21 protein-coding genes are annotated in these 20,062 nt (G+C 62.4%); 8 read left to right on the top strand and 13 right to left on the bottom strand.

Going from position 1 to position 20,062, the window contains the following annotated elements:
• Positions 1 to 30: 30 nt before the first annotated feature.
• Positions 31 to 369: an antibiotic biosynthesis monooxygenase gene (locus LN996_RS09795; protein WP_231340200.1), complete on the bottom strand. Its 339-nt coding sequence runs from the start codon at positions 367 to 369 to the stop codon at positions 31 to 33.
• Positions 370 to 887: 518 nt separating this feature from the next.
• On the opposite strand from LN996_RS09795, the gene LN996_RS09790 reads away from it, so the two are divergent.
• Positions 888 to 1,574 carry a TetR/AcrR family transcriptional regulator gene (locus LN996_RS09790; protein WP_231340199.1) on the top strand — a complete coding sequence of 229 codons (687 nt, stop codon included), beginning with the start codon at positions 888 to 890 and terminating at the stop codon, positions 1,572 to 1,574.
• A 118-nt stretch (positions 1,575 to 1,692) separates the two neighbouring features.
• Here the strand turns inward: LN996_RS09790 and LN996_RS09785 are convergent, their stop codons facing one another.
• The 4 genes from LN996_RS09785 to LN996_RS09770 form a co-directional block, all read right to left on the bottom strand.
• A complete protein-coding gene (locus LN996_RS09785; protein WP_231340198.1) occupies positions 1,693 to 2,787 on the bottom strand; it encodes a DNA glycosylase AlkZ-like family protein in 1,095 nt (364 codons plus the stop codon).
• Positions 2,788 to 3,067: 280 nt separating this feature from the next.
• Positions 3,068 to 3,865 (bottom strand): SDR family oxidoreductase, encoded by a 798-nt coding sequence (locus LN996_RS09780; protein WP_231340197.1) that lies wholly within the window; start codon positions 3,863 to 3,865, stop codon positions 3,068 to 3,070.
• A 430-nt stretch (positions 3,866 to 4,295) separates the two neighbouring features.
• Complete coding sequence (locus LN996_RS09775) at positions 4,296 to 5,282, bottom strand: aldo/keto reductase (protein ID WP_231340196.1); 987 nt, start codon at positions 5,280 to 5,282, stop codon at positions 4,296 to 4,298.
• 2 nt (positions 5,283 to 5,284) lie between these two features.
• On the bottom strand, positions 5,285 to 6,205 hold the full coding sequence (locus LN996_RS09770; RefSeq protein ID WP_231340195.1) for a helix-turn-helix transcriptional regulator: 921 nt from the start codon (positions 6,203 to 6,205) through the stop codon (positions 5,285 to 5,287).
• Positions 6,206 to 6,384: 179 nt separating this feature from the next.
• On the opposite strand from LN996_RS09770, the gene LN996_RS09765 reads away from it, so the two are divergent.
• A complete protein-coding gene (locus LN996_RS09765; RefSeq protein ID WP_231340194.1) occupies positions 6,385 to 6,720 on the top strand; it encodes a carboxymuconolactone decarboxylase family protein in 336 nt (111 codons plus the stop codon).
• 20 nt (positions 6,721 to 6,740) lie between these two features.
• Here LN996_RS09765 and LN996_RS09760 read toward each other — a convergent pair whose 3' ends face one another.
• Both LN996_RS09760 and LN996_RS09755 read right to left on the bottom strand, forming a co-directional pair.
• The gene (locus tag LN996_RS09760) at positions 6,741 to 7,613 is read right to left on the bottom strand and encodes a helix-turn-helix transcriptional regulator (protein WP_231340193.1); all 873 of its coding nucleotides are present in this window, start codon (positions 7,611 to 7,613) and stop codon (positions 6,741 to 6,743) included.
• 106 nt (positions 7,614 to 7,719) lie between these two features.
• Positions 7,720 to 8,691 (bottom strand): aldo/keto reductase, encoded by a 972-nt coding sequence (locus LN996_RS09755; protein WP_231340192.1) that lies wholly within the window; start codon positions 8,689 to 8,691, stop codon positions 7,720 to 7,722.
• 189 nt (positions 8,692 to 8,880) lie between these two features.
• Here LN996_RS09755 and LN996_RS09750 point away from each other — a divergent pair, with 189 nt between their 5' ends.
• The gene (locus LN996_RS09750) at positions 8,881 to 10,029 is read left to right on the top strand and encodes an MFS transporter (protein WP_231340191.1); all 1,149 of its coding nucleotides are present in this window, start codon (positions 8,881 to 8,883) and stop codon (positions 10,027 to 10,029) included.
• 92 nt (positions 10,030 to 10,121) lie between these two features.
• A complete protein-coding gene (locus tag LN996_RS09745) occupies positions 10,122 to 10,325 on the top strand; it encodes a hypothetical protein (RefSeq protein ID WP_231340190.1) in 204 nt (67 codons plus the stop codon).
• 53 nt (positions 10,326 to 10,378) lie between these two features.
• Here LN996_RS09745 and LN996_RS09740 read toward each other — a convergent pair whose 3' ends face one another.
• From LN996_RS09740 to LN996_RS09715, 6 genes are all read right to left on the bottom strand, one after another.
• The gene (locus LN996_RS09740) at positions 10,379 to 11,398 is read right to left on the bottom strand and encodes a fumarylacetoacetate hydrolase family protein (RefSeq protein ID WP_231340189.1); all 1,020 of its coding nucleotides are present in this window, start codon (positions 11,396 to 11,398) and stop codon (positions 10,379 to 10,381) included.
• Positions 11,399 to 11,408: 10 nt separating this feature from the next.
• Complete coding sequence (locus LN996_RS09735; RefSeq protein ID WP_231340188.1) at positions 11,409 to 12,488, bottom strand: amidohydrolase family protein; 1,080 nt, start codon at positions 12,486 to 12,488, stop codon at positions 11,409 to 11,411.
• Positions 12,485 to 13,609: an FAD-dependent monooxygenase gene (locus LN996_RS09730; protein ID WP_231340187.1), complete on the bottom strand. Its 1,125-nt coding sequence runs from the start codon at positions 13,607 to 13,609 to the stop codon at positions 12,485 to 12,487. Before LN996_RS09730 ends, LN996_RS09735 begins: the two co-directional genes overlap by 4 nt.
• A gap of 95 nt (positions 13,610 to 13,704) precedes the next feature.
• Positions 13,705 to 14,712 (bottom strand): cyclase family protein, encoded by a 1,008-nt coding sequence (locus LN996_RS09725; protein ID WP_231340186.1) that lies wholly within the window; start codon positions 14,710 to 14,712, stop codon positions 13,705 to 13,707.
• Entirely contained in the window at positions 14,709 to 15,650 is a 942-nt protein-coding gene (locus tag LN996_RS09720) for a fumarylacetoacetate hydrolase family protein (RefSeq protein ID WP_231340185.1), read from the bottom strand. Before LN996_RS09720 ends, LN996_RS09725 begins: the two co-directional genes overlap by 4 nt.
• Positions 15,650 to 16,669 (bottom strand): VOC family protein, encoded by a 1,020-nt coding sequence (locus LN996_RS09715; RefSeq protein ID WP_231340184.1) that lies wholly within the window; start codon positions 16,667 to 16,669, stop codon positions 15,650 to 15,652. Before LN996_RS09715 ends, LN996_RS09720 begins: the two co-directional genes overlap by 1 nt.
• Positions 16,670 to 16,973: 304 nt before the next feature.
• Between LN996_RS09715 and LN996_RS09710 the strand changes: the two genes are divergently transcribed.
• The 4 genes from LN996_RS09710 to LN996_RS09695 are packed head-to-tail and all read left to right on the top strand — an operon-like array spanning position 16,974 to position 20,049.
• Positions 16,974 to 17,195, top strand: a complete 222-nt coding sequence (locus LN996_RS09710; protein WP_231340183.1) for a hypothetical protein — start codon at positions 16,974 to 16,976, stop codon at positions 17,193 to 17,195.
• Complete coding sequence (locus LN996_RS09705) at positions 17,186 to 18,181, top strand: MFS transporter (RefSeq protein WP_231340182.1); 996 nt, start codon at positions 17,186 to 17,188, stop codon at positions 18,179 to 18,181. Before LN996_RS09710 ends, LN996_RS09705 begins: the two co-directional genes overlap by 10 nt.
• 28 nt (positions 18,182 to 18,209) lie before the next feature.
• Complete coding sequence (locus LN996_RS09700) at positions 18,210 to 19,196, top strand: LysR family transcriptional regulator (RefSeq protein ID WP_231340181.1); 987 nt, start codon at positions 18,210 to 18,212, stop codon at positions 19,194 to 19,196.
• A gap of 55 nt (positions 19,197 to 19,251) precedes the next feature.
• On the top strand, positions 19,252 to 20,049 hold the full coding sequence (locus tag LN996_RS09695) for an SDR family NAD(P)-dependent oxidoreductase (protein WP_231340180.1): 798 nt from the start codon (positions 19,252 to 19,254) through the stop codon (positions 20,047 to 20,049).
• The last annotated feature ends 13 nt before the right edge of the window (positions 20,050 to 20,062 follow it).

Here is a 20,062-nt window from a genome sequence, read left to right as displayed (position 1 = left end):
TGATGTGGATTTACTGAGTCAGCCGACGGCTCAATTGGTAGTTGAACCGGGATGCGCGGCCTTGAAGTCGTGGATGACAGAGACTTCGGCGTCGCCCAAGGCGCCCTCCGTGTTGTCGAGCAGAGCAATGAGCTCCTTGGCAGCGGAGTCCCGCTCCGGGTTTTCCACCCAGGACTGGTAGGCCGTCCCGGATTCCCACAGTGCACTGACGACGACGCAATCCTGGAAGTGAAGCGGTACACGTATCTCCGCTGCCAAGCACCCCGGCTGCGCGAGGGACCTTGCGAGGATGCCACGGTCCGCATAAAAGTCCAGAACATCTTGAACGAGGCCAGGACGGGTTTTCAGGTGCAATTGAGTCCTGATCATTGGATTTCCTTCCGGTCGAACGGGTTTCTGCGGGGCATTCCTGAATCTGGAATCCCACACCATGAAAAGCGCCGACCAATGCAGCAGTGCGACTTCTTTGTCAGTTGGGTAGTCCAGCGAAGGACCCGCACCCTTCCTCCTCAACAACCAGCCATTTCTTCCCGATTGGAAGGGGGATTGGTTGGTCGAATGTTGTGGCGGGGGTAACACTTCGCTTGTCTGAGCGTCCCACTTTCACCAATACCTGTCAAGCGATAGGTAGTGTATTTTTGAAGAAGCAGGCACCTTCACGAAGGGAGGCTGCGGTGATGTCCAGGGTTCCTGCGGTGTGCCGTGCGGCCGGCGAAGGAGAGAGGAGCGTGGTCGGGATTGCCGATTCGGGAAATGACGGAAAGTGGCTACGAACACCCGGAGGGGTGCAGAACCCATGTCGCCAAACTTCTGAAGTTTTTGTGCCCGGGACAGCGGCGGGCTCACTATTCCGGGTGCTCCGAGGTCCCGCGTGAAAGGATGGATTCATGTCAACCGAAACAAGGCCAGTACGCACCGGTCGTCCACGCAGCATCCCGGACTCCGACACTGAGCACTCGCCCCGGGAACAGATCCTCGACGCCGCTGCGGCGCTCTTCGTCGAGAACGGATTCACGGCCACACCGACTCGCACGATCGCCGAGCGGGTTGGCATTCGCCAGGCATCCCTCTACTACCACTTCGCGAACAAAGAAGAAATGCTCGACGAGCTGCTCACCGCGTCCGTTCGGCCCGGCTTGGAAGCTGTGCGCACCCTTGAAGCACTCGTGCCCGCTTCCGCCAGCGCCGCCGGCGCCCTCCACGCTGCCCTCATCCTGGATACAACTACCCTGATCAAAGCCGCGCACAATTTCGCCATTCTCTGGTTGTTGCCGGAGGTGCAGGGTGAGCGCTACAACAGCTTTCGCCTTGAGCGGCAAGAGTTGCTCAATGTCTACGGACGGCTAGGGGCCGCCGCTGCTACCGAGGCCGTAGCAGCTTCGGTCTCGGAGGAACAATTGGGCGCCATCATCATCCATCTGACGGAACTGATCAGCCATTTGCGCAGGAGCGGGGAACCGGACCCCGCCTACTTGGAAGTGATTGCCGCAACCGCTCTACGCGCGTGTGGACTGGACGCCGACGCTATCGAAGCCGCGACCGCCGAATCCCAGGGACTCCGCAACAAAGATTAGGAATCGGCCGGAAAAGTATCCGGACGGCAATTTTCCACTTGCCAAATCTACCCGTCGGTAAGGCATGTTCTGTCGGGCCGTTCGTAAGTTCAGCTGATTTCGTGGTCCAGTCCCCGTCTCAGGTTTGGGGTTCGACTACGATGTCGAGATCTTTGTTCAGGATCCGGGCGAGATGCTTGATCTCGTCTTCCAGTAGCTGGAGTGGCAGCTGGGAGCTTGGTACGAAGGGTTTGACGACGACAGTCTGGGCGCGCACCCGCCACGTAGCTACGGCACTGCCCCTTGAGATGACCAGTGGGTAGCCATTTGACGCCAGGGCCCTTTGGGCGGTGGGGATGAGGCGATGGTCGGCAGTGCCGGGTCCGAAGAACCAAGGGTCGAATGCTGGCAGGAGGCGAAGGATTTCGGGCGAGCGAGCGGATGCGATGGAGGCCACGTCTTCTGTTAGGGCCAGTGAGGGCACCCCATCAACATCGATCGTTGTGATCTCGGAACCGAGATCCCCGATCCACGCCAGGAGCCTGCGTCGGGGGACACCGAGCCCTTGGGCCAGCCAGTAAGCGAGATTATCGACGGTGGCTGGCGCGTAGGAGTGCAGGTAGGTGCGAATGGACCTTCTGCCGGCTTCATCGACGGCGGCGTCGGCGGGCTCATCCTGCAAGGGGTCGGCCAACTGGAATGTCGCTTCGGTGCCGCGGGTCGGGCCGAAGCAAATGTCACCCCACCAATGCAGCGGTTTGTACAGGCTGTCAGCGCCCGCACCCAACGCCGCCTGCGCTAGATCCCGTAAGCCGGGAATCCTGTCGAGTCTTTCGCTGATCTGCGAGCGGGTCAATGGCCCATCTCCGAGGATTCCGCGCATTGCCTCGCGTAACGGCTGCCAATCGCTGATCGCAAAGCCGCCTTGTTCCTGCCACCGTTTCGTTTCCCATATCCGGGTCGCGGTACGCGTCATCAGCAGATCAGCTGCGATGGAAGGGGTAAAGATGAAAGAGCCGCCGCGAAACGCGTAGCTTCTCACCACGCTCCCGGACTCCAGCGCCTGGCTCAAGGCATCGCGCTTCGGGTCAAGAACCCGTAAAGCGACTGCCAGGTCCGCCGCATCCGAAGGCCAAGCCCGCGTAGCGACCATACGGTCGACCGCATCAGCTACCGAGGTGACAGCTGCGCCAGCCAGTGCGTGCCTTTCGAGCCTCCACTGGAGTGCGTCCACGAAACGAATTGTGCTGCTGGTGTGAGCGATAGTCGGTTGCATGCAGGTCAGCTCTCCTCTAGTGGGCAATACCGTACATCCAAGTGCAGTGGGGGCTGCAATGCCTGCCTGGCGCAGCCAAGATTCGGGTGGAAGATGGCGTTTCTGTCATGGAGCATGGTGGCCTTTCCGGGCCGCGGCGGCCGTGCTCGCAGCGGTGCGATGTGTCGACGGTTCCATGTGGGCGTTGTCGGCGCCAGGTTCTGCCCTTGGGTCTCGAACCGGCCGCGACACCGCCGGCTTACGGTAAGTAGCGGGTGGCGAGGTCCGACCCGATGTTCCCGCCGAGGATGCGGCGTTCCGTCTCTGCGAGCTGGTCTAGAAGGTCAACTTGCTCGAGGCCGGGCAGGCAAAGGGTTTCGCCCTTCGTGAAGCTCGACCATGCGGCAAGGGCGACGTTTTCCGGTGTCATGGCTTGGGGGCCCTGTGAGGCGCCGCCGTTCCACTCCGAGGACACCAGCCCGGGGCAGACAACGGTGGCCTGCACGCCGGTTCCGTCGAGTTCCGAGGCGAGAACCCGGGTGAATGCCACCATCCCGGCTTTTGCGCCAACGTAGAGTGCGCGATGCGGCAGAGCCCTTCCTTGGTCCGCCGGAACTGTGGGGATCCCCGCGCTGAAGGCGAGGTTCGAGGCAATCGCAATGATTCCGCCCTTGCCGCGTTCGAGCATGCCAGGCAGGGCAGCCCGGGCGAGCATGGGTGTCGCGTCGGAATTGAGCCTCCAGGCGCGGTCGAGGTCGGCTGGATCGATCTCCGCGAACGGGCCGTACGCACTGACCCCGGCGTTGGAGACGATGACGTCGATGTCTCCGACGCCGGCACGCCGCGTTGCGTCAGTAAGACCGGTCCGCTCCGAAAGATCAAGCGAAAGGGTCTCGCTGTTCGCTCCGATCCCCTCAAACTCTTGTTTCAGGGCAGCAAGGCGGTTTTCGCGCCGAGCAACGAGTACCAAGTCATAGCCGGCATGCGCCAGCAATGCCGATACCGCTGCCCCGATGCCGCTGCTGGCCCCGGTAACAAGTGCGATGGGTCGACTCATGGGGTTCTCCTATTACATTGAACAGCGGGTAGTCGATAGTCTGGGCGCGGCTGGCAGCGACCAGCTGCGCTCAGCGCTTGATCGGCTGACCGCCTCGATTCGCCCGGAATGAAAGCGAAGTGCTCTCCGAAGTGCTCACGCAGGACGAAATCGCCTACCTTGCCCTGCACGTCGCCCGCCTCGTTGGTGATCTGACCGGCTGAGGCTCCGGCTGCCTCCCCGGTGGGCTCCGGACAACAGCTACCCGTCGGCGGACCTATTGCTCCACCATTGGGGTTCCGTTGATTCGCCCGATTTCGCCACGTTCAACGCTGATCCTTCGGATCTCTACGGCGCGGTGGTCAACCCGGAACGCATTCGCGTGCTGGCCCCTGGGTAACCATTCCGACTCCAAAGGCGCTGAGCAGACCGGAAGCCTCGGAAAGCATTCTTAGCCGTTGACGTAACCCATGTGCGTGGCGTTGTAGCGATCGCCATGGACTCCCAGGCTCCGGGCAAGGGCATCAAGGCCGACTACTTCGTCAGCGCTGAGCCCCACGTGGGTAGCTTCGGCGTTCTCTTTGATGCGGGTGGTGCGCCGGGTGCCGGGAATCGGGACGATCCATGGCTGCTGGGCGAGCAACCATGCCAGTGCGATTTGGGCCGGCTCCACATCTTTCACCCTTGCCAGTTCGACGACCTGCGCGAGGAGGGCTTGGTTGGCCGCCAGGTTTTCGTCATTGAAGCGTGGGACCTGGTTGCGGATATCGCCGTCGGCGAAGCTGGTTGCCGGGGTCACCGTACCGGTGAGGAAGCCCTTACCCAAGGGGCTGAACGGTACGAGGCCGATACCGAGTTCGGCGAGCGTAGGAAGTACTTCGGCCTCGGGGTCCCGTGTCCACAGCGAGTACTCACTTTGCAGGGCGGTGACAGGCTGCACCGTGTGGGCGCGCCGGATCGTGGCGGCAGACGCCTCAGACAGTCCGAAGTGGCGGACTTTGCCCTCTGCGATCAGATCCCGGACGGTGCCGGCGACCTCCTCGATGGGGACCTGGGGGTCGACGCGGTGCTGATAGAACAGGTCGATAACGTCTGTTCGCAGGCGCTTGAGGGATTCTTCGGCGACGCGGCGGATCTGTTCGGGGCGGCTGTTTAGTCCGACGCTTTTGCCGCCTTGGATGTTCCAGCCGAACTTGGTGGCGATCACCACTTGGTCGCGGATCGGTTCCAGTGCCTCGCCGACGAGTTCTTCATTCACGTAGGGGCCGTACACCTCGGCCGTATCGAAAAATGTGACGCCATGGTCCATGGCTGATCGAAGTACATCAATCATGTCTTGACGGCTCCCTGGATTCGGACCGTAGCTCTGGGACATGCCCATGGCACCCAGTCCGATAGCCGAGACCTCAAGGCCCTGTCCGAGAGTTCGTGTGTGCATGCTCATGCCTCCGTGGTTCCGTTGTTGTACTTGTTGCTGTATCGGTCGCTGGTTACGTGTTCGAGCGAAGTAGCGGTGGACAGGGTGGCTGCCCAGCTGGCAAGCAGCCGGAGGCGTTCCTGGCTCGGTGATCCACGTTCGGCGGTGTAGATGAGCAATGACAGGCCTGGTTCGGCGGTCAGCTCCATGCCCTCGTAGGTCAAGGTCAACTCGCCCACTTCATGATGCTGGAAGTTTTTGGTGCCGGAGCCGTGCCGCCGGACATTGTGAGCCCCCCACCGGGTCCTGAACGCGTCACTTTGGGTTGAAAGCTCGCCGATCAGGTCGTGAAGGCGTTTGTCGTGAGGGTCGCGGCCCGCCTCGGTGCGCAGAATCGATACGGTCACGTCGGAGGCGGCTTCCCAGCCCGGGTAGAAAGTCTTGGCCCGTTCGTCGAGGAAGCAGAACCGTGCGAGGTTGCCTTGCCCCGGGCCGTCGAAGACGTGGTCGTAGAACACTCGACCCAGTGCGTTGGTGGCGAGAATGTCCATCCGGCCGTTCCGAACGAAAGCGGGCCCTTCAGTGATCACGTCCAAGGCGCGTATCAGGCTTTCCCTCGCCACCCACTTCTGCGGTTTGCGCTTGCGCACGGGCTGGGCAGCGCCGTTGGCGACGCGTGACAGGTCGAACAGGTGTTCGCGTTCAGCGTCGTCCAGCTGGAGGGCTCCTGCCAGCGCGTCAAGGACCGCATCGGATACCCCCGCAAGGTTCCCACGCTCGATCTTGGAGTAGTACTCCACACTGACTGCGGCCAGAGTGGCAACCTCATTGCGCCTCAGGCCCGTCACGCGGCGGTGTCCCGCCACTGCCAGACCAGCCTGCTCGGGGGTGACCTTCGCACGGCGGGACATGAGAAAGTCTCGAACTTCATTCCGGTTGTCCACAACCCAAGGCTACGACGTCCAATCCAAGGGAGGGATGCCCTGCTGGTACGCCCCTTATCAGTGACTCCTAAAGGGGATCTATTTGAGGTCTCATTGGAACCTCGGGCTTCAGCGCGTGGGGGCGTTGGAGGCAAACCTCGCGTTGTCAGCGGCTGTAGGAATCTACGAAAGGAATGATGATGGTTGAGAACACAAGTACTGGCTGGACCGGGGGGCAGAATGCGTTTGGGGACTTCGCGCCCGGACTGGTCCACTACACCGACAAGGTTCTCTTCGACGAAGTATGGGAACGCGAAGGCCTGTCCAAAAGGGACCGCAGCCTGCTCACTGTGGCTGCGCTAACCGCAACAGGGAAGAGCGACCAACTCACGTTCCACCTCGACTACGCACGCCAGAACGGAGTGACAGAAGAAGAGCTGAAGGAAGCGATCCTCCACCTCTCGTTCTACACCGGCTGGCCCAACGGCATGAGTGCCATGGCCGTCGCCAAGAAGGTCTTCACTGAGGAAAACTAGAAACAATACATTGAGCAGGATTACAACGAACCGGCGTCTGCTTCGAACGAGCGCAGAGGGGCATTCCAGCTGGCGAGTATCCGCATGGCGTCTGACGTTGGGGAGCCGGGCGCCACGGTGTAGACCAGCATGACCAGGCCAGGGTCTGTGGAAAGTTCGAATGATTCATACCCGAATTCGAGGTCTCCGACCGTTGAGTGGGTGAGCATCTTGTGCCCGGACCGGTACCTGAAGACATCGTGCGAGGCCCACAATGAGCGGAATTCTTCACTCTGCGTTGAAAGCGTCCCGATGATTTCGATGAGCTCTTTGTCGTAGGGATCCCGGGCTGTTGCGGCATGAAGCAGCGCCACGACATTATGTTTCGCTGTGTCAAAATCGCGATGGAAGCGTGGGGCGCGGGAGTCCAGAAAAAGGTAATGGGCGTAGTTGAAACGGTCACGGGATCCGTCATCGGGGAGGGAATACAGTGCCCGGCCGAGTCGGTTGGCCGCCAAACGGTCAAGTCGCGCGTTCTGTATGAACGCCGGGGCGTCGATGGAATCCAGAACGCTTTGAATCCCCGGCCTGACAGTAGTTCGATGTGAGGGTTTCCGGCGTGGCGGGCGCCGTTGCGTCATTCGGGTGAGATCAAGCAGATGGTCGCGCTCATCCTCATCCAGTTGCAGGGCGCGGGCGATGGCCTCGATAACCTCACGGGATGCGCCGGAGATTTTGCCCCGTTCGAGACGGGCGTAGTAGTCCACACTGACGCCGGCCAGATGCGCGACTTCCTCGCGGCGAAGGCCGGGTACCCGGCGGGCTCCGCTGTACAGTGGCACGCCTGCCTGTTCGGGGGAGAGCTTGGCGCGCCGGGATGTCAGGAAGTTGCTGATCTCGGATTTGGAATCCATGTCTCCAAGGGTATGTCTTGTGCTGCGGGTGCTGGGAGGACCTGTCAGGTCCTCCCAGTGCTCATTGCTTCTCACCGGACGTTCTGCCGGAAACCGGGAATGCGTATCAGTACCATGCTGGTCCGTGGTTGACGTACGGAGCCTCAAGTTCCTGTGCTTCTTCGTCGCTAAGTGTCAGCGATAGCGCATCAGCGGCTTGCTGGAGGTGGTGTGGTTTGGTGGCGCCAACGATGGGCGCCGAGACAGCGGGATTTCGCAGCACCCACGCCAACGCGATTTGGGCCATGGTAACGCCGCGGGCGTCGGCCACAGCTTGGACAGCATTGATGACGGGTTCGTCGTAGTCGTTGTCGAAAGCCTGGACCACTTTGTCGGTGGTTGACCGGGTACTTTGTTCACCCACAGGGCGGGCGAGCCGACCTTTCCCGTTGGGAGAGTAAGGAACAAGCCCGACACCCATGTCAGCGCACATGGACATCAACTCGGGCTCGTCCTGGCGACGCAAGAGGTTGTACTGGTTCTGCATGGACACAAACGTTGTCCACCCGCCGCGTTCTGCGGCGTGCTGGAGCTTCGCGAACTGCCAGGCATACATGGAGGAAGCGCCGATGTAGCGGACTTTCCCGGACTTGATCACGTCGTGGAGAGCTTCCATGGTTTCTTCCACCGGGGTGTCATCGTCAAATCTGTGGATCTGATAGAGGTCGATGTAGTCCGTGCCGAGGCGGGTCAACGAGGCATCGACCTGCTCCAGGATGGCCTTGCGTGAGAGGCCTTCGCCGCCAGGGCCGTCGTGCATCCTTCCGCGAACCTTCGTGGCGAGGACCACGTCTTCACGCCGTGAATACTGTTTGATGGCGCGCCCGAGGATCTCCTCGGAGGTGCCGGCCTGGTAAACGTTGGCAGTGTCCCAGAACGTGATTCCCAGCTCCAGTGCCTGACGGAAGAACGGCCCGGCCGCATCTTCGTTCAAGGACCATGGGTGGGAATTCTCCGTTGAAGGGTCGCCGTAGCTCATGCAGCCAAGGGCAAGGCGGCTGATCTTCAGTCCGGTGTTGCCGAGTCGTGTGTATTCCATGAGAAGTCCTGCTTTCAGCTCGGTGGGTTTGTCTCCTTCGAACCTAAGTGGGTTCCGCACTTCGAAACAGGACCTGTCAGACCATGTCTCAAGGGACCCTTCTCCGCTGTGGAGGAGTACGGGATTGTCAAAGGGGCGGTACATTGCCGCCCTTGACGTCTCATCAGCGACAAAAGGAGCACCAGACGAATGACGACATCCACAACGGCAGAACCGAAACAGCAGCGGCGGCTCCCGAGGGTCGTCCCGCTTCTTGCGGTGGGCACCTTTCTCATGATCACCACCGAGTACATGGTGGCCGGGCTCCTGCAGGAGATCGCCGGTGACCTGAACGTCAGTGTTGCCCACGTGGCACTCCTGATCACCGCCTTCGCAGTGGGCATGATCCTTGGTTCCCCGGTCATGGCATTGGCAACTCTGCGTTTGCCGCGGCGCGCGACACTCGTCCTGGCCTTGCTGGTCTTTGCGGCCGGCCACGTTCTGGCGGCACTCACCAGCGATTTTGGCATCGTTCTTCTCGCGCGTGTCATCACAGCCCTGGCGGCCGGGGCCTTCTGGTCCATTGCTTCTGTGATAGCCACCCAGGCGGCCGGGCCGGCCAACAGCTCCCGCGCGTTGGGTGTCATGATGAGCGGTGTAGGACCGGCCCCCGTCATCGCACGTTTTACCCCGGAGGACACGCACACCAGCGCACCGTCCGTACGTGCTGAAATTCGGGCCGTCGTGACCGGTCGCATGGTCGTTCTCGTCCTCGCCACCGTTTTTGCCACCGGAGGCTACATGACCGCCTTCAGTTACCTGTCTCCCGTGGCCACCGACCGTGGAGCCGTCCCACTCTGGGCGGTGCCGCTGCTCTTCGTTGTATTCGGCCTCGGCGCAGTGCTTGGCACCAACCTGGCCGGACGATTCGCAGACAAGCGTCCGGTCCGCACCTTCATCTCAGCCACAGGAGCAACCGTGCTGTTGCTCGGCATGCTCATCCCACTCTCGGCAAATGCCGTAGCACTCTTCGTTCTCATGTTTCTACTGGGCATCGCCGGCATGGGCATACCGCCCGTCGCAACCGGCCTCGCGGCTACTTTCGCCCAGGGTGCACCGACTTTGGCGGCCGCAGTGGCGGTTGCCGCATTCAACGGCGGCACAGCCATCGGCACCTGGGCCGGTGCAACGGCGCTCGAATCGGCACTGGGAGGCCTCGGCCCCCTCGTCGTTGCAACCATCATGGCGTCCCTCGGGCTGCTGACGCTGCTGGTCTTCGCCCGAAGCAAGGCCATGACCCCGCTGAACCACAGAACCAGGCTCGACCTTTCTTCGTTGTTGCGCGGTCGAAATGGCTGAGGTTCGACGCTTGGTGCAGGCGCTATGCAAACCATCCTCCCAAGAAGTGAACCGCCCGGGTAGTGTTTGCCCTAGCCGACAAAGGGGTCACCATGAGCTACAAATATCGAACTGTCCGGGTCCGCGGTACCGAGCTCGTTGGAACAATTGCCAGGAAGCACGGGGCTGCGGCTGAGATCTACGAAACATCCAAGGACCTGAGCACATCGGTTGTTCCGGTGTTCTTCGAGGCAACGGGTGAGATCCGCTTCTTCGATAGGTCAGCGCTGGAGGACGTGGTGGCGCCAGTCGGTTGACCGCCCTCAGCTGGCAATAACGCCGGCCGCTTCGGTCTGCCCGGTGGTGTGGGTCATGAGGCTTCCTTCCCGGCGGTAACGCAGGAAAGGGCGGCAGAGACAGCCCGGTTGCGGGGCCGGGTTCTGGCAGGTACCCGTGGTGTCGCCTCGCGACGCTCGCCCACGGTATTTTCTATGGTTCCAACGCCCTCCACTGTCATCCGCACGACGTCCCCGGTCTTCAGCGGCGGGGGAGTCTTGGACCCGTTGCGTCCCCAGAGTTCAGCGAGGCATCCGCTGCCGCAGGTTCCGGATCCGAGAACGTCGCCGGGGCGCACTACCGAGTCCTGCGATGCGTACGCGACCAGTTCGGCGAATGGCCACCCCATGTTGGACAGCAGATCCTGGCCAATCTGTTCCCCGTTGACTTCCACGGCCATGGAGATCGGCAGGAAGCCTTCGTCGTCGTGCAGGTGGTCGAACTCGTCGGCGGTCACAATCCAAGGACCGAGCGTGTTGGCGAAGTCCTTGCCTTTGCAGGGGCCCAGGCTGACCTTCATCTCGCGACGTTGCAGGTCGCGAGCCGACCAGTCGTTGAGAATGGTGTAACCAAAGATGTGACGGTGGGCATCTGCCGCTGACAGGTTACTGCCGTCGCTTCCCGGTACATGTCCGACGACGGCAGCTACTTCGGTCTCGAAGTCCAGTTCGCTGCATCCCGCCGGAATGCCGATCACCTCGCCGGTGCCCGTCACGGTGTGCGGATTCGTGAAGTAGAACGTAGGTGCCTCATACCATTCGGCCACCACGCCCGCTACGCCATCGATGCTTTTCCGAACCCCCTCCACGTGTTCCTCGAACGCCACGAAGTCCCGGATGGTGGCCGGTTCCAGCGGTGCCAGCAACTGGACGTCCACGAGGGCGACCGAAGGTGCGCCGCGAAGCGTTTCCGCGGCAATCTCCAGAGTGGCGGCAAGCCCGGCACCCAACAGGTCATTCACGGTTTGTCCCTCCGGCAACTCGAAGCAACTGCCGTCATCCACGAACCCAGCGTGAGTGCCGCCGTCGTAAGCCCAGCGGGCGATCTTGACCATGTGTTCTTCCTTAGGCTGTGGGGCGGGCGGCGAGAGCTGCGGAGGCGGTGATGCCGAGGGCCGCGGCATTGCCGGCAAGAACTCTGGCGGCGTCGGCCGTGGGGAGCCCGGCTGCGTGGACATCGTCAACAGGTTGCTCCGAGCCCATGTCGAATGGGTAATCCGAGCCGAGCAGCACCTGCCCGGGGCCGACCGCCTCCACCAGGGCGCGGAGTTCGCGGGGGCTATGCACCAGGGAGTCGAAGAAGATCTTTCGAAGATACGTCGACGGCGGTTCGGCGCACCGCTGCGCCTCCGGCCGGACCCTCCACGCGTGGTCGGAACGTCCGATGGTCGTTGGAAGATAGCCCCCGCCATGGGCGGCCACAATCTTGAGGTTCGAGTGCCTGTCCAGGACTCCGCTGAAAATCAGGTGGGAGAGTGCGACGGCGTTCTCGGCAGGCTGGGAGACGGTATTAGCCAGGTAGAAGCGATCCAGTCGTTCGTCCAGGGAACAGCCGAACGGGTGGAGGAAGACAAGGGCGCCCAGCTCTTCTGCCCGGCTCCAGAACGGCTCAAGCCGCGGATCGGAGAGCTCCACGGTGCTGCGTTCAGGGTCTGCCGGCGTGGCAGCAAAGGAGCCGATCTCCACACCGAGGAGTCCACATTCGAGTACGGCATGTTCCAGGGCTTCGACCATGTGCTGCGGGTGCTGGAGGGGGACGAGGCCAAGGCCGTTGAGCCGCTCGGGTGCGCGGTCCACGAAACCGCGAACTGCATCATTTGCCTGCTTGGCGAGCTCCAAGGACAGCTTTTCGCCGGCAAAGTAGTAGAAGTGCGACGGCGAGGGCGAGACGAGCTGGACATCCACTCCTTGAGCGTCCATGTCCGCCAGACGACGATCCAAATCCGTGAGCTGAGGCCACCGTTCTTTGATCATGCGCCCCGATGCAGCGAGCGACTCCTGGCCGTTCCGCCGCATTTCCAAGGCCTGGAGGGCAGCGAAACCGTCAGCGTCGGCCTCCGCCGCACGTTGCTGGAGAGCCGGAATCAGGATGTGGGCATGCACGTCGACCGTAGGTGCCGGTGCTTCGGAGGGACGGGTGCTCATGCAGGTTCCTTCAACATCGTGGAAAGCGAGTTCATGAGGCCGGGAACGTTGGCGTCGCGCACGCCATCCAGCATCCATTGGCCGAGCTGGACTGAGGCCTTGACGACGGCCGTAGCCCTCTCCAACCGGCGGTCGGTGAACTCCTTCCAGAGGGTTTCCGTGACGTGGTCGGCTGACATGAGAAGTTCGGCGAGCACCGCAGCGTCCTCGAAAGCCATGGCGGCGCCTTGGGCGACCGTCGGCGGGCAACTGTGGGCGGCGTCCCCGATGATCACAGTGCGCCCGCGGTTCCAGGGTCCATCCACCAAGTGCGTGGTGAACCAGGTGTAGTTGATGCGCGCACTGTGGTTCAGATTGGCGCGGATCTCGTTCCACGGGCCGCCGTAGGCTGCCGCGAGTTCGGTCATGATGCGAGGACCGTCCTCGTGATTGCGTTCTTGCGCCCTTTCTACAAGGTAGGCGTAGATGGAGTCGGGGCCGGTGGGGCAGTACCCGGCAATGAAGCAGGGGCCGCCGTAGGTGAGATCGGTCCGCACCACGTCCTCGGGGCGTTCCACGAAGGCCCGCCAGATGCCCATGCCGGTTGGTTGGGGTTCGACGTCGATGCCGATGGCCTTGCGGACTGCGGAATGAAGCCCATCGGCACCGATGAGGAGGTCGTAGCGGGAGTTGCCGCCGCCGGAGGTACGGACGGTGACGCTGTCGCCGTCGTCCTCTATGCCGGTGACTGTTTTGCCGTAGGTGATGCGGGTGCCCGCCTGCAAGGCGCGTTCACGCAGGATCGCGGTCAGGTCCGGGCGATACATTCCAAGCGTGGCTGGAAGATCGTCACCACCGGTCCGGATGTCTTCCAACACGGCCATGACACTTCCGGCCGGATCGGGGGCGCGCAGGCCCAGGGTACTGAACGGGTAGCCTTTCGCTTCCACCTGCTCCCAGACGCCGAGTTCGCGCAGGATCCTCAGGGCATTGCCCTGCAAGGTGATGCCCGAACCCAGCGTCTGCGGCTCGGCGGCTTTCTCCAGAATCTCGACGTCGACGCCCGCGTCGGCGAGGAGGATGGCGGCGGTCAGTCCCGCAGCTCCCGCTCCGACGATTCCAACCTTTTGTACTGCTGCCATCTTTGACTCCTTTGTGGTGACGGCGTTACTGCCTATTGTGCTGCTGTCTGTAGCTCCGGGACCTTCATTGGTCCTCAACCTGACAACTGGACCTGTTACCGGACGGCGATGGGGTTGACCGGTGAACCGACAGCCCCGGTGATGGGCAGTGGGGCGGCGGTGAGCATGAAGTCGTACTTGCCGTCGACAGCACATGCTGCGGCCAATGCATCCGGATCCCACATTTCGCCCAGGAACAACCCCAGGTTGGGGATGGCGATCTGGTGAAGCGGCTGGAAAGCGCCCTCGAACTCATTGGGCCGGACCTCGAAGCCCCAGGTGTCCGTGGCGATTCCCGCGATCTCCGAGGCATGCAGCCACGCCGCCGTAGTGAAGGACAGCCCCGGAGCGGAGCCGCCGGCATAGTCGCCCCAGCCTTCACGGCGGACCCGGGTGTATTGCCCGGTCCGGATCACCACGATGTCTCCGCGGCGAACGGCGGAGCTGGGGCCCTGATGTTCCATGGTGCGCTCCAAGTGCTCCGGGGTGATGGCAAATCCATCCGGCAGCTCCCCGTCATCGCGGCCCAGCTCCGGGCCGAGTGCACGGCCGACGTCGAGCAGCACGCCGCGGGTCACGATCTTGGCCGAGGCGGTCTCGATCCCGGTGACAAGGTCGCCCTCCGAGGTCACGACGTCCCCAGCGGCACGTCCGTTCCAGGCTTTGCCCCGGTCGAAGATGTGTCCCAGCCCGTCCCATTGCGTGGAACACTGCAACGGCATGGCAATGACGTCATCAGCCCCGCCGAAACCGTGCGGGAATCCCTGGTTGCCTCGTTCCGCGTCCACGCCGGTGTCCGTCATGGTGTGCACCGGATTGGTCCGGCGACGCCACCCCTTCTGCGGGCCGTTGGTGTCGAACGGTTGCGACAAGGAGAACGCCTCGCCCGTGGTCACCAAGGAAGCTGCTTCCACACGCTTGGCGTTGTCAATGTAGTTGAGCGTTCCTAGAACGTCGTCTTCGCCCCAGCGTCCCCAGTTGTTGTATGTTTCAGCAGCCGCAGCAATGCTGGCCAGCGGATCGGAGCGCTGGATCAGGGAAGCGTTCGCTGCTTCAGCGGTCACTGTTCGCCCTTGCAGTGGATGAGTTGGGTTCCGAGTCCGGTGATGGTGCCTTCCATGACGTCGCCATCCTGGAGGAGCCTGCCCCAGTGCTGTCCGTTGCCCGCGGGGCTGCCGGTCAGGACCAAGTCACCGGGCTTCAGGGGCATGATCTGCGATGCTTCACTGACAAGCTTGGCGACACCGAAAATCATGTCCTGAGTCGATTCGTCCTGCATGGCCTTGCCATTGAGCTTCAGCGTGACCTGGACATCCTGCGGGTCACCAAAGAACTTGGTAGGCACCAGCAGGGGACCGGTGGGCAGGAAACCCGGTGCATTCTTGGCGCGGTACCAGTCCGAACCAATGGCGGGCATGTCCTTGCGGAACACATATTCGCGCGTAGTGATGTCGTTGACCATGGTGTACCCAAAGACATATTCAAGGGCCTCTTCGGGGCTGACACGGAAGGCTTCCTTGCCGATCACCGCGGCGAGTTCCAGTTCCCAGTCGTGGGATTTGCTGTAGCCCGGCAGGGTGAGATCGTCCGTGGCGGACGCGATCGCCGTCGGGAGGCCGATGAAGAAGTACGGCGTTCCCTGGCCCGCGCGCTCATCCATCATGGCAGCGGTCTTGGCGCGCACCTCTTCTGCGTCCTGGCCGGCGTCGCGATGTGCCACCGCAAGGTCAATCACATGCTTGCGGTAGTTGGCGCCGGTCTGAAGGACCTGCGCCGGTTCAACCGGGGCAAGGACCTCGACGCCGGACAGCGGCAGGCCTGCTTCGGCGCCAACTGTTGCGGCCAGTTGGTCGAGCTCGCCTTCGGTGGTTTCCCAGTGCTGGATCAGGGAGTTGATGTCACTGTCCAGGGGCAGGACGCGGTCACCGACCAGCAAACCAGCCCGCGGTTTACCTGAACCTGGTTCCTGGAAGCGGACCAGTGCATAGTGTGCCTGCGTCATTAGCCCCGGCCCTGCTTTGCGTAGGGGTTCAGGAGTGCTTCCTTCATTTCAGCGGAAGCGCCTTCCTCCGTGGCAGTGAAACCTTCGGCGGGCGGGAAGGACTCGGTCATGGAGTGGGGCATGGCGCCGTTCTTGTAGAAGTTGTTGGATCCTTCAGAAGGCTTCCAGGTATTGGCGTCCCAGTCCGGGACGTAATTGCGGTAGCCGCCGGAGTTCAGCTCCACGCGCAGGCCGGAGGGGTCGCGGAAGTAGAGGAAGTTCTGCTCGCCCACGCCGTGGATGGACGGGCCGTATTCCATCGGGGTCCCGTTTTCCATCATCACGTCCGCTGTGCGGAGCAGGTCCTCGGTGGCGTCCACCCAAAAGGCGATGTGGTTGACGCGGCCGGCGCGCTGGGAAGTGTCCAGGACGACGCCGAGGTCGTGGGACTTCTCGTTGGTGGTGAGCACGGAGAAGACGGTGATGGGTGCTTCATCCAGGTCCACGAAGGCCATGACGCGGAAGCCCAGGGCTTCGTTGTACCACTTGGCAAAGCCCCGGACGTCGGAGGAAGCGACCGTGACGTGGTCCAGGAACCGGGGTGCGGCGGCGTGGCTGCTGCGGCGCTCGGGACGGTCCGGGTAGGTGGATTCGAAGCCGGGCTCGGCGACGAACTTCTCCACGTCATAGAACAGGCGCATGTGGTGGCCGTAAGGGCCGGTGAATTCGTAGGCCTTGCCGAAGCCGTGGCCACCGGCAGTCCAGCTGCCCTGCACGCCGGTTGCTTCAACACGGGCTGCTGCGGCTTCCAGCGCGGACTGGGAGTTTGTGCGCCACGCCATCCGACCCAAGGATGCTTCGGGGCCTTCGGTGATGACCAGGCTGTAACGGTAGTAATCGCCCCAGCACCGCAAGTAGACGTTGCCATCCACGCGGTCGATGATGCGCATGCCGAACTTTTCCTCGTAGAACCGTGCCGAGGCTTCGACGTCCGGAGTGGTGATTTCGAGGTGGGCAAGATGGGAGAGGGGAGTTTCCACGATGAATTCCTTCTAAATACTGATGGCTCGGACAGTGACCTGCAGGTCCTGTAACAACCATGAGCCACGTCACGTATTCGGAGAAGGGCAACTATCTGATAGCAACTATCCGCCGCACAAATACTAATGGTGCCTTCCGTGGCACCCTCAGCCCCACCCAGGGAAACCACCCATCAACCGAACAAATAGCAGCTATACGGAAACCACTATTCTCCGCCTGCAGACCCCTTGCCACGGTGAGTGCAGTCCCTCCCGGCACCTCTGCCACTTTTGGGGGATCATCTTCAAAGGCGAAGGAACACCAATGAGCACCACGGATCCAACTGCGACCGAGACCCGCCCACCAGCTGACAACCGAACGGCCGGAAAGACACAGGCCGCACTGCTGGTGGCCGGCAGCTGCATGCCCGTACTCGGCGCAGTCCTGCTGGCACCTGTCCTCCCCACCCTGAACCAGGTCTTTGCCGATACCCCGGCGTCGCCATCCTCGTACCCCTGGTCCTCACCCTTCCGGCTTTGTTCGTAGCGCTGTTCTCGCCACTGGCCGGCTACGTCGCTGATCGCGTCGGGCGCAAGCAGTTGCTCATCTTTGCGATGCTTGCGTACGCCCTTTTTGGGACAGCACCGTTGTGGCTGGATTCCCTCGGCGCCATCGCTGTGTCGAGAGTCGGCGTAGGAATTGCCGAGGCGGCCATCATGACCTGCTGCACCACCTTGATCACCGACTACTACTCGGGGCAGCAGCGGAACAAGTACCTCGGTCTCCAGACCATGGTCAGCGCGCTGGCAGCCACTGCGTTTTTTGCCCTTGGCGGCGCCCTGGGCAGCATCAGCTGGCGGACTCCGTTCTGGCTCTATGCGGTTAGCGCCGTGCTGGTGATCCCCATGGTCCTCAAGCTGTGGGAACCTGTAAAAATCGAGCCCACAACCACGACGAAACAGCCTGTGCCGTGGCGGCAGATTGGCACCCCGGCCGCTGTGACGCTGTTCGGTGGCATCGTGTTCTACGCGTTGATCGTCCACTTGCCGTATGTGATCACAGGTTTGGGCGTGACGGATACCGGGCTCATTGGCGGTGCCGCTGCGATCGCCTCGTTGGCCACTGCAGCGGGCGCTATCTCCTTCCGGTACCTTGCCAAGCTGGGCACTCGGAAACTGCTGATCGGCGCTTTTGGCCTTGCTGCCGTCGGGCTTTGCCTGGTCTCGTTTGCCGGGAACGTGCCCCTGGCGATCGCGGGCGCCGTCATCGCCAGCGCTGGCACGGGGGTGCTGTTGCCGACGCTGCTGACCTGGGCAGTCAACGGCCTGGACCATGCCCAGCGGGGACGCGGGACCGGCATCTGGACCGGCAGCCTGTTCATCGGCCAATTCCTCACGCCGATCGTCCTCGGAGCTGCGGCTGCCGCATTGGGAAACCTCAGCCTGGCAATCGGGGCGTTGGGCATGGCGTGCGTCCTTGCCTTGGTAGTTACCCTGGTCCGCGGGCCACGGTTGGTAACGATCAGCCACTAAAATCCCGCTGGCTGGATAACCTATGGGAATGAAGAACCTGGACCTGAACCTGTTGCCCCAACTGCAGGTTCTGTTGGAGCTGCGGAATGTGTCCCGGGCAGCGGAACGGCTCCAGCTCAGCCAGCCGGCTACCAGTGCGGCGATGGCCAGGCTCAGAAGGCATTTCGACGACGAACTGCTGGTTCGGAATGGCCGCACCTACGATCTCACTCCCTTCGCACAATCATTGGTCCCGCTGGTCGATGAAGCCATGCTTCACGTCCAGCGGGCCACACGCATTCGGTCAGGCTTCGATGCCGCTACGAGCGAAAGGGAGTTCGTCATTGCGGCGTCCGACTATGCGGCCGCGCTCATCGTGGGGCCCCTGCGCGGAATCCTGCAACAGGAGGCACCGCACGTGGTGGTGGACTTCGTACCCACCTCGGGCCTGCGGGGCGATCTCACTGAGTACTCACGCATGGACCTGCTGGTGGGCCCCACCGGTTACCGCATGAAGGGTGATTCCAAGCAGCTGTTCCGTGACAGCTTCGTGGCTGTGGCCGACGCGGGAAATCCACTCCTGACCTTGCCCGCGCTGACGTTGGAGGACCTTGTTGAAGTTCCCCACGCCGTCGGGTATTTCGGTGAGGGCATCAGCACGCCGGCGGACAAATTGTTCGAGTCCCGGGGTGTCCGACGCCGGGTGGCGGCCGTGGTGGCGGGCTTCCTGTCACTGCCGTTGTTGGTTGAAGGCACGGATCTGGTGGCCTTGGTACCGCGCATGCTGGCCTCCAGGGCGCAGCGGGGGGCATCCATTGAGGTTCTCGAGTTCGCCGAGGAGTTGGAGGCCGCCCTGGTGGAGGCGATGTATTGGCATCCCTCGCAGACGGAGGACCCTGCAAACGTCTGGCTCCGCTCTGTGGTGCAGCGCGCTTGTTCCCAACTTCATGACATTTTCCCGGTCAAGGCACATCCGATCACGGTCACGTCAATTCCTGACGGCGGCCAGCGTGGGGACTATTCGCGTCTTGGATAGTTCGTATCCGAAACGGGCCATTCTTCAATAGTTCCCCTGACCGGAGGATGGAGGCATGACACCCGACACCACCGCACCGCCGCGCCGACTCGCAGGGAAGATAACGGTGATCACCGGTATCGCGTCAGGACAAGGCCGGGCGGCAGCCCTGTTGTTCGCCCGTGAGGGAGCAATCGTGGTGGGGTGCGATCTCGATCTCGAAGGGGCAGAGGCAACGGTGGAAGCCATCCGCGCCATGGGCGGTCAGGCGGATGCGGCTCGCGGTGTTGACCTGACCAGCGAGGCTTCCGTGCTCGAATGGGCGAATTTCGTGCTCCAAGACCATGGCCGCGTAGATGTGCTGTACGCCAATGCTGCTGCCACTCGCTTCGCGGCGTTGGAGGACATCAGCTACGAGGACTGGACATGGAATTTCCGGCACGAGGTGGACGTCGTCTTCCTTCCCGTGCGGCACTTCTGGCCGCTGCTCAGCAAAGCCGGCCAATCCGCCGTCGTACTTGTCGGTTCGACGGCAGGAGTGACCGGCTCGGTCACCAACGGCCGGCTGGCACACACAGCAACCAAGGGTTCCGTGGTGGCTATGACCAAGCAACTTGCCGCAGAAGGGGCACCCCGGGGGATCCGCGTGAACTGCGTCAGCCCGGGAATGATCCGTACGCCAGCCACCGAAGCGGACCTCTTGGCCGAAGACCATCCCATGCGGAGCATTGCCGCCCACATTCCTCTCGGCCGGGTTGGTGAAGCGGAGGAGGTAGCAAAGTGCGCGCTGTTCCTCGCTTCCGATGACGCTTCCTACGTCACCGGCACCAACCTCATGGTCGACGGCGGCTGGTCGGCTGTTCTGCCCGGCTGACACTTTCAAGCAA

It is taken from the genome of Arthrobacter sp. AK01, from assembly GCF_021109375.1.
Taxonomy (GTDB): Bacteria; Actinomycetota; Actinomycetes; order Actinomycetales; family Micrococcaceae; genus Arthrobacter.
The sequence above is the reverse complement of the archived record's forward strand: the minus strand, read 5'-3'. Positions and strand labels throughout refer to the sequence as shown.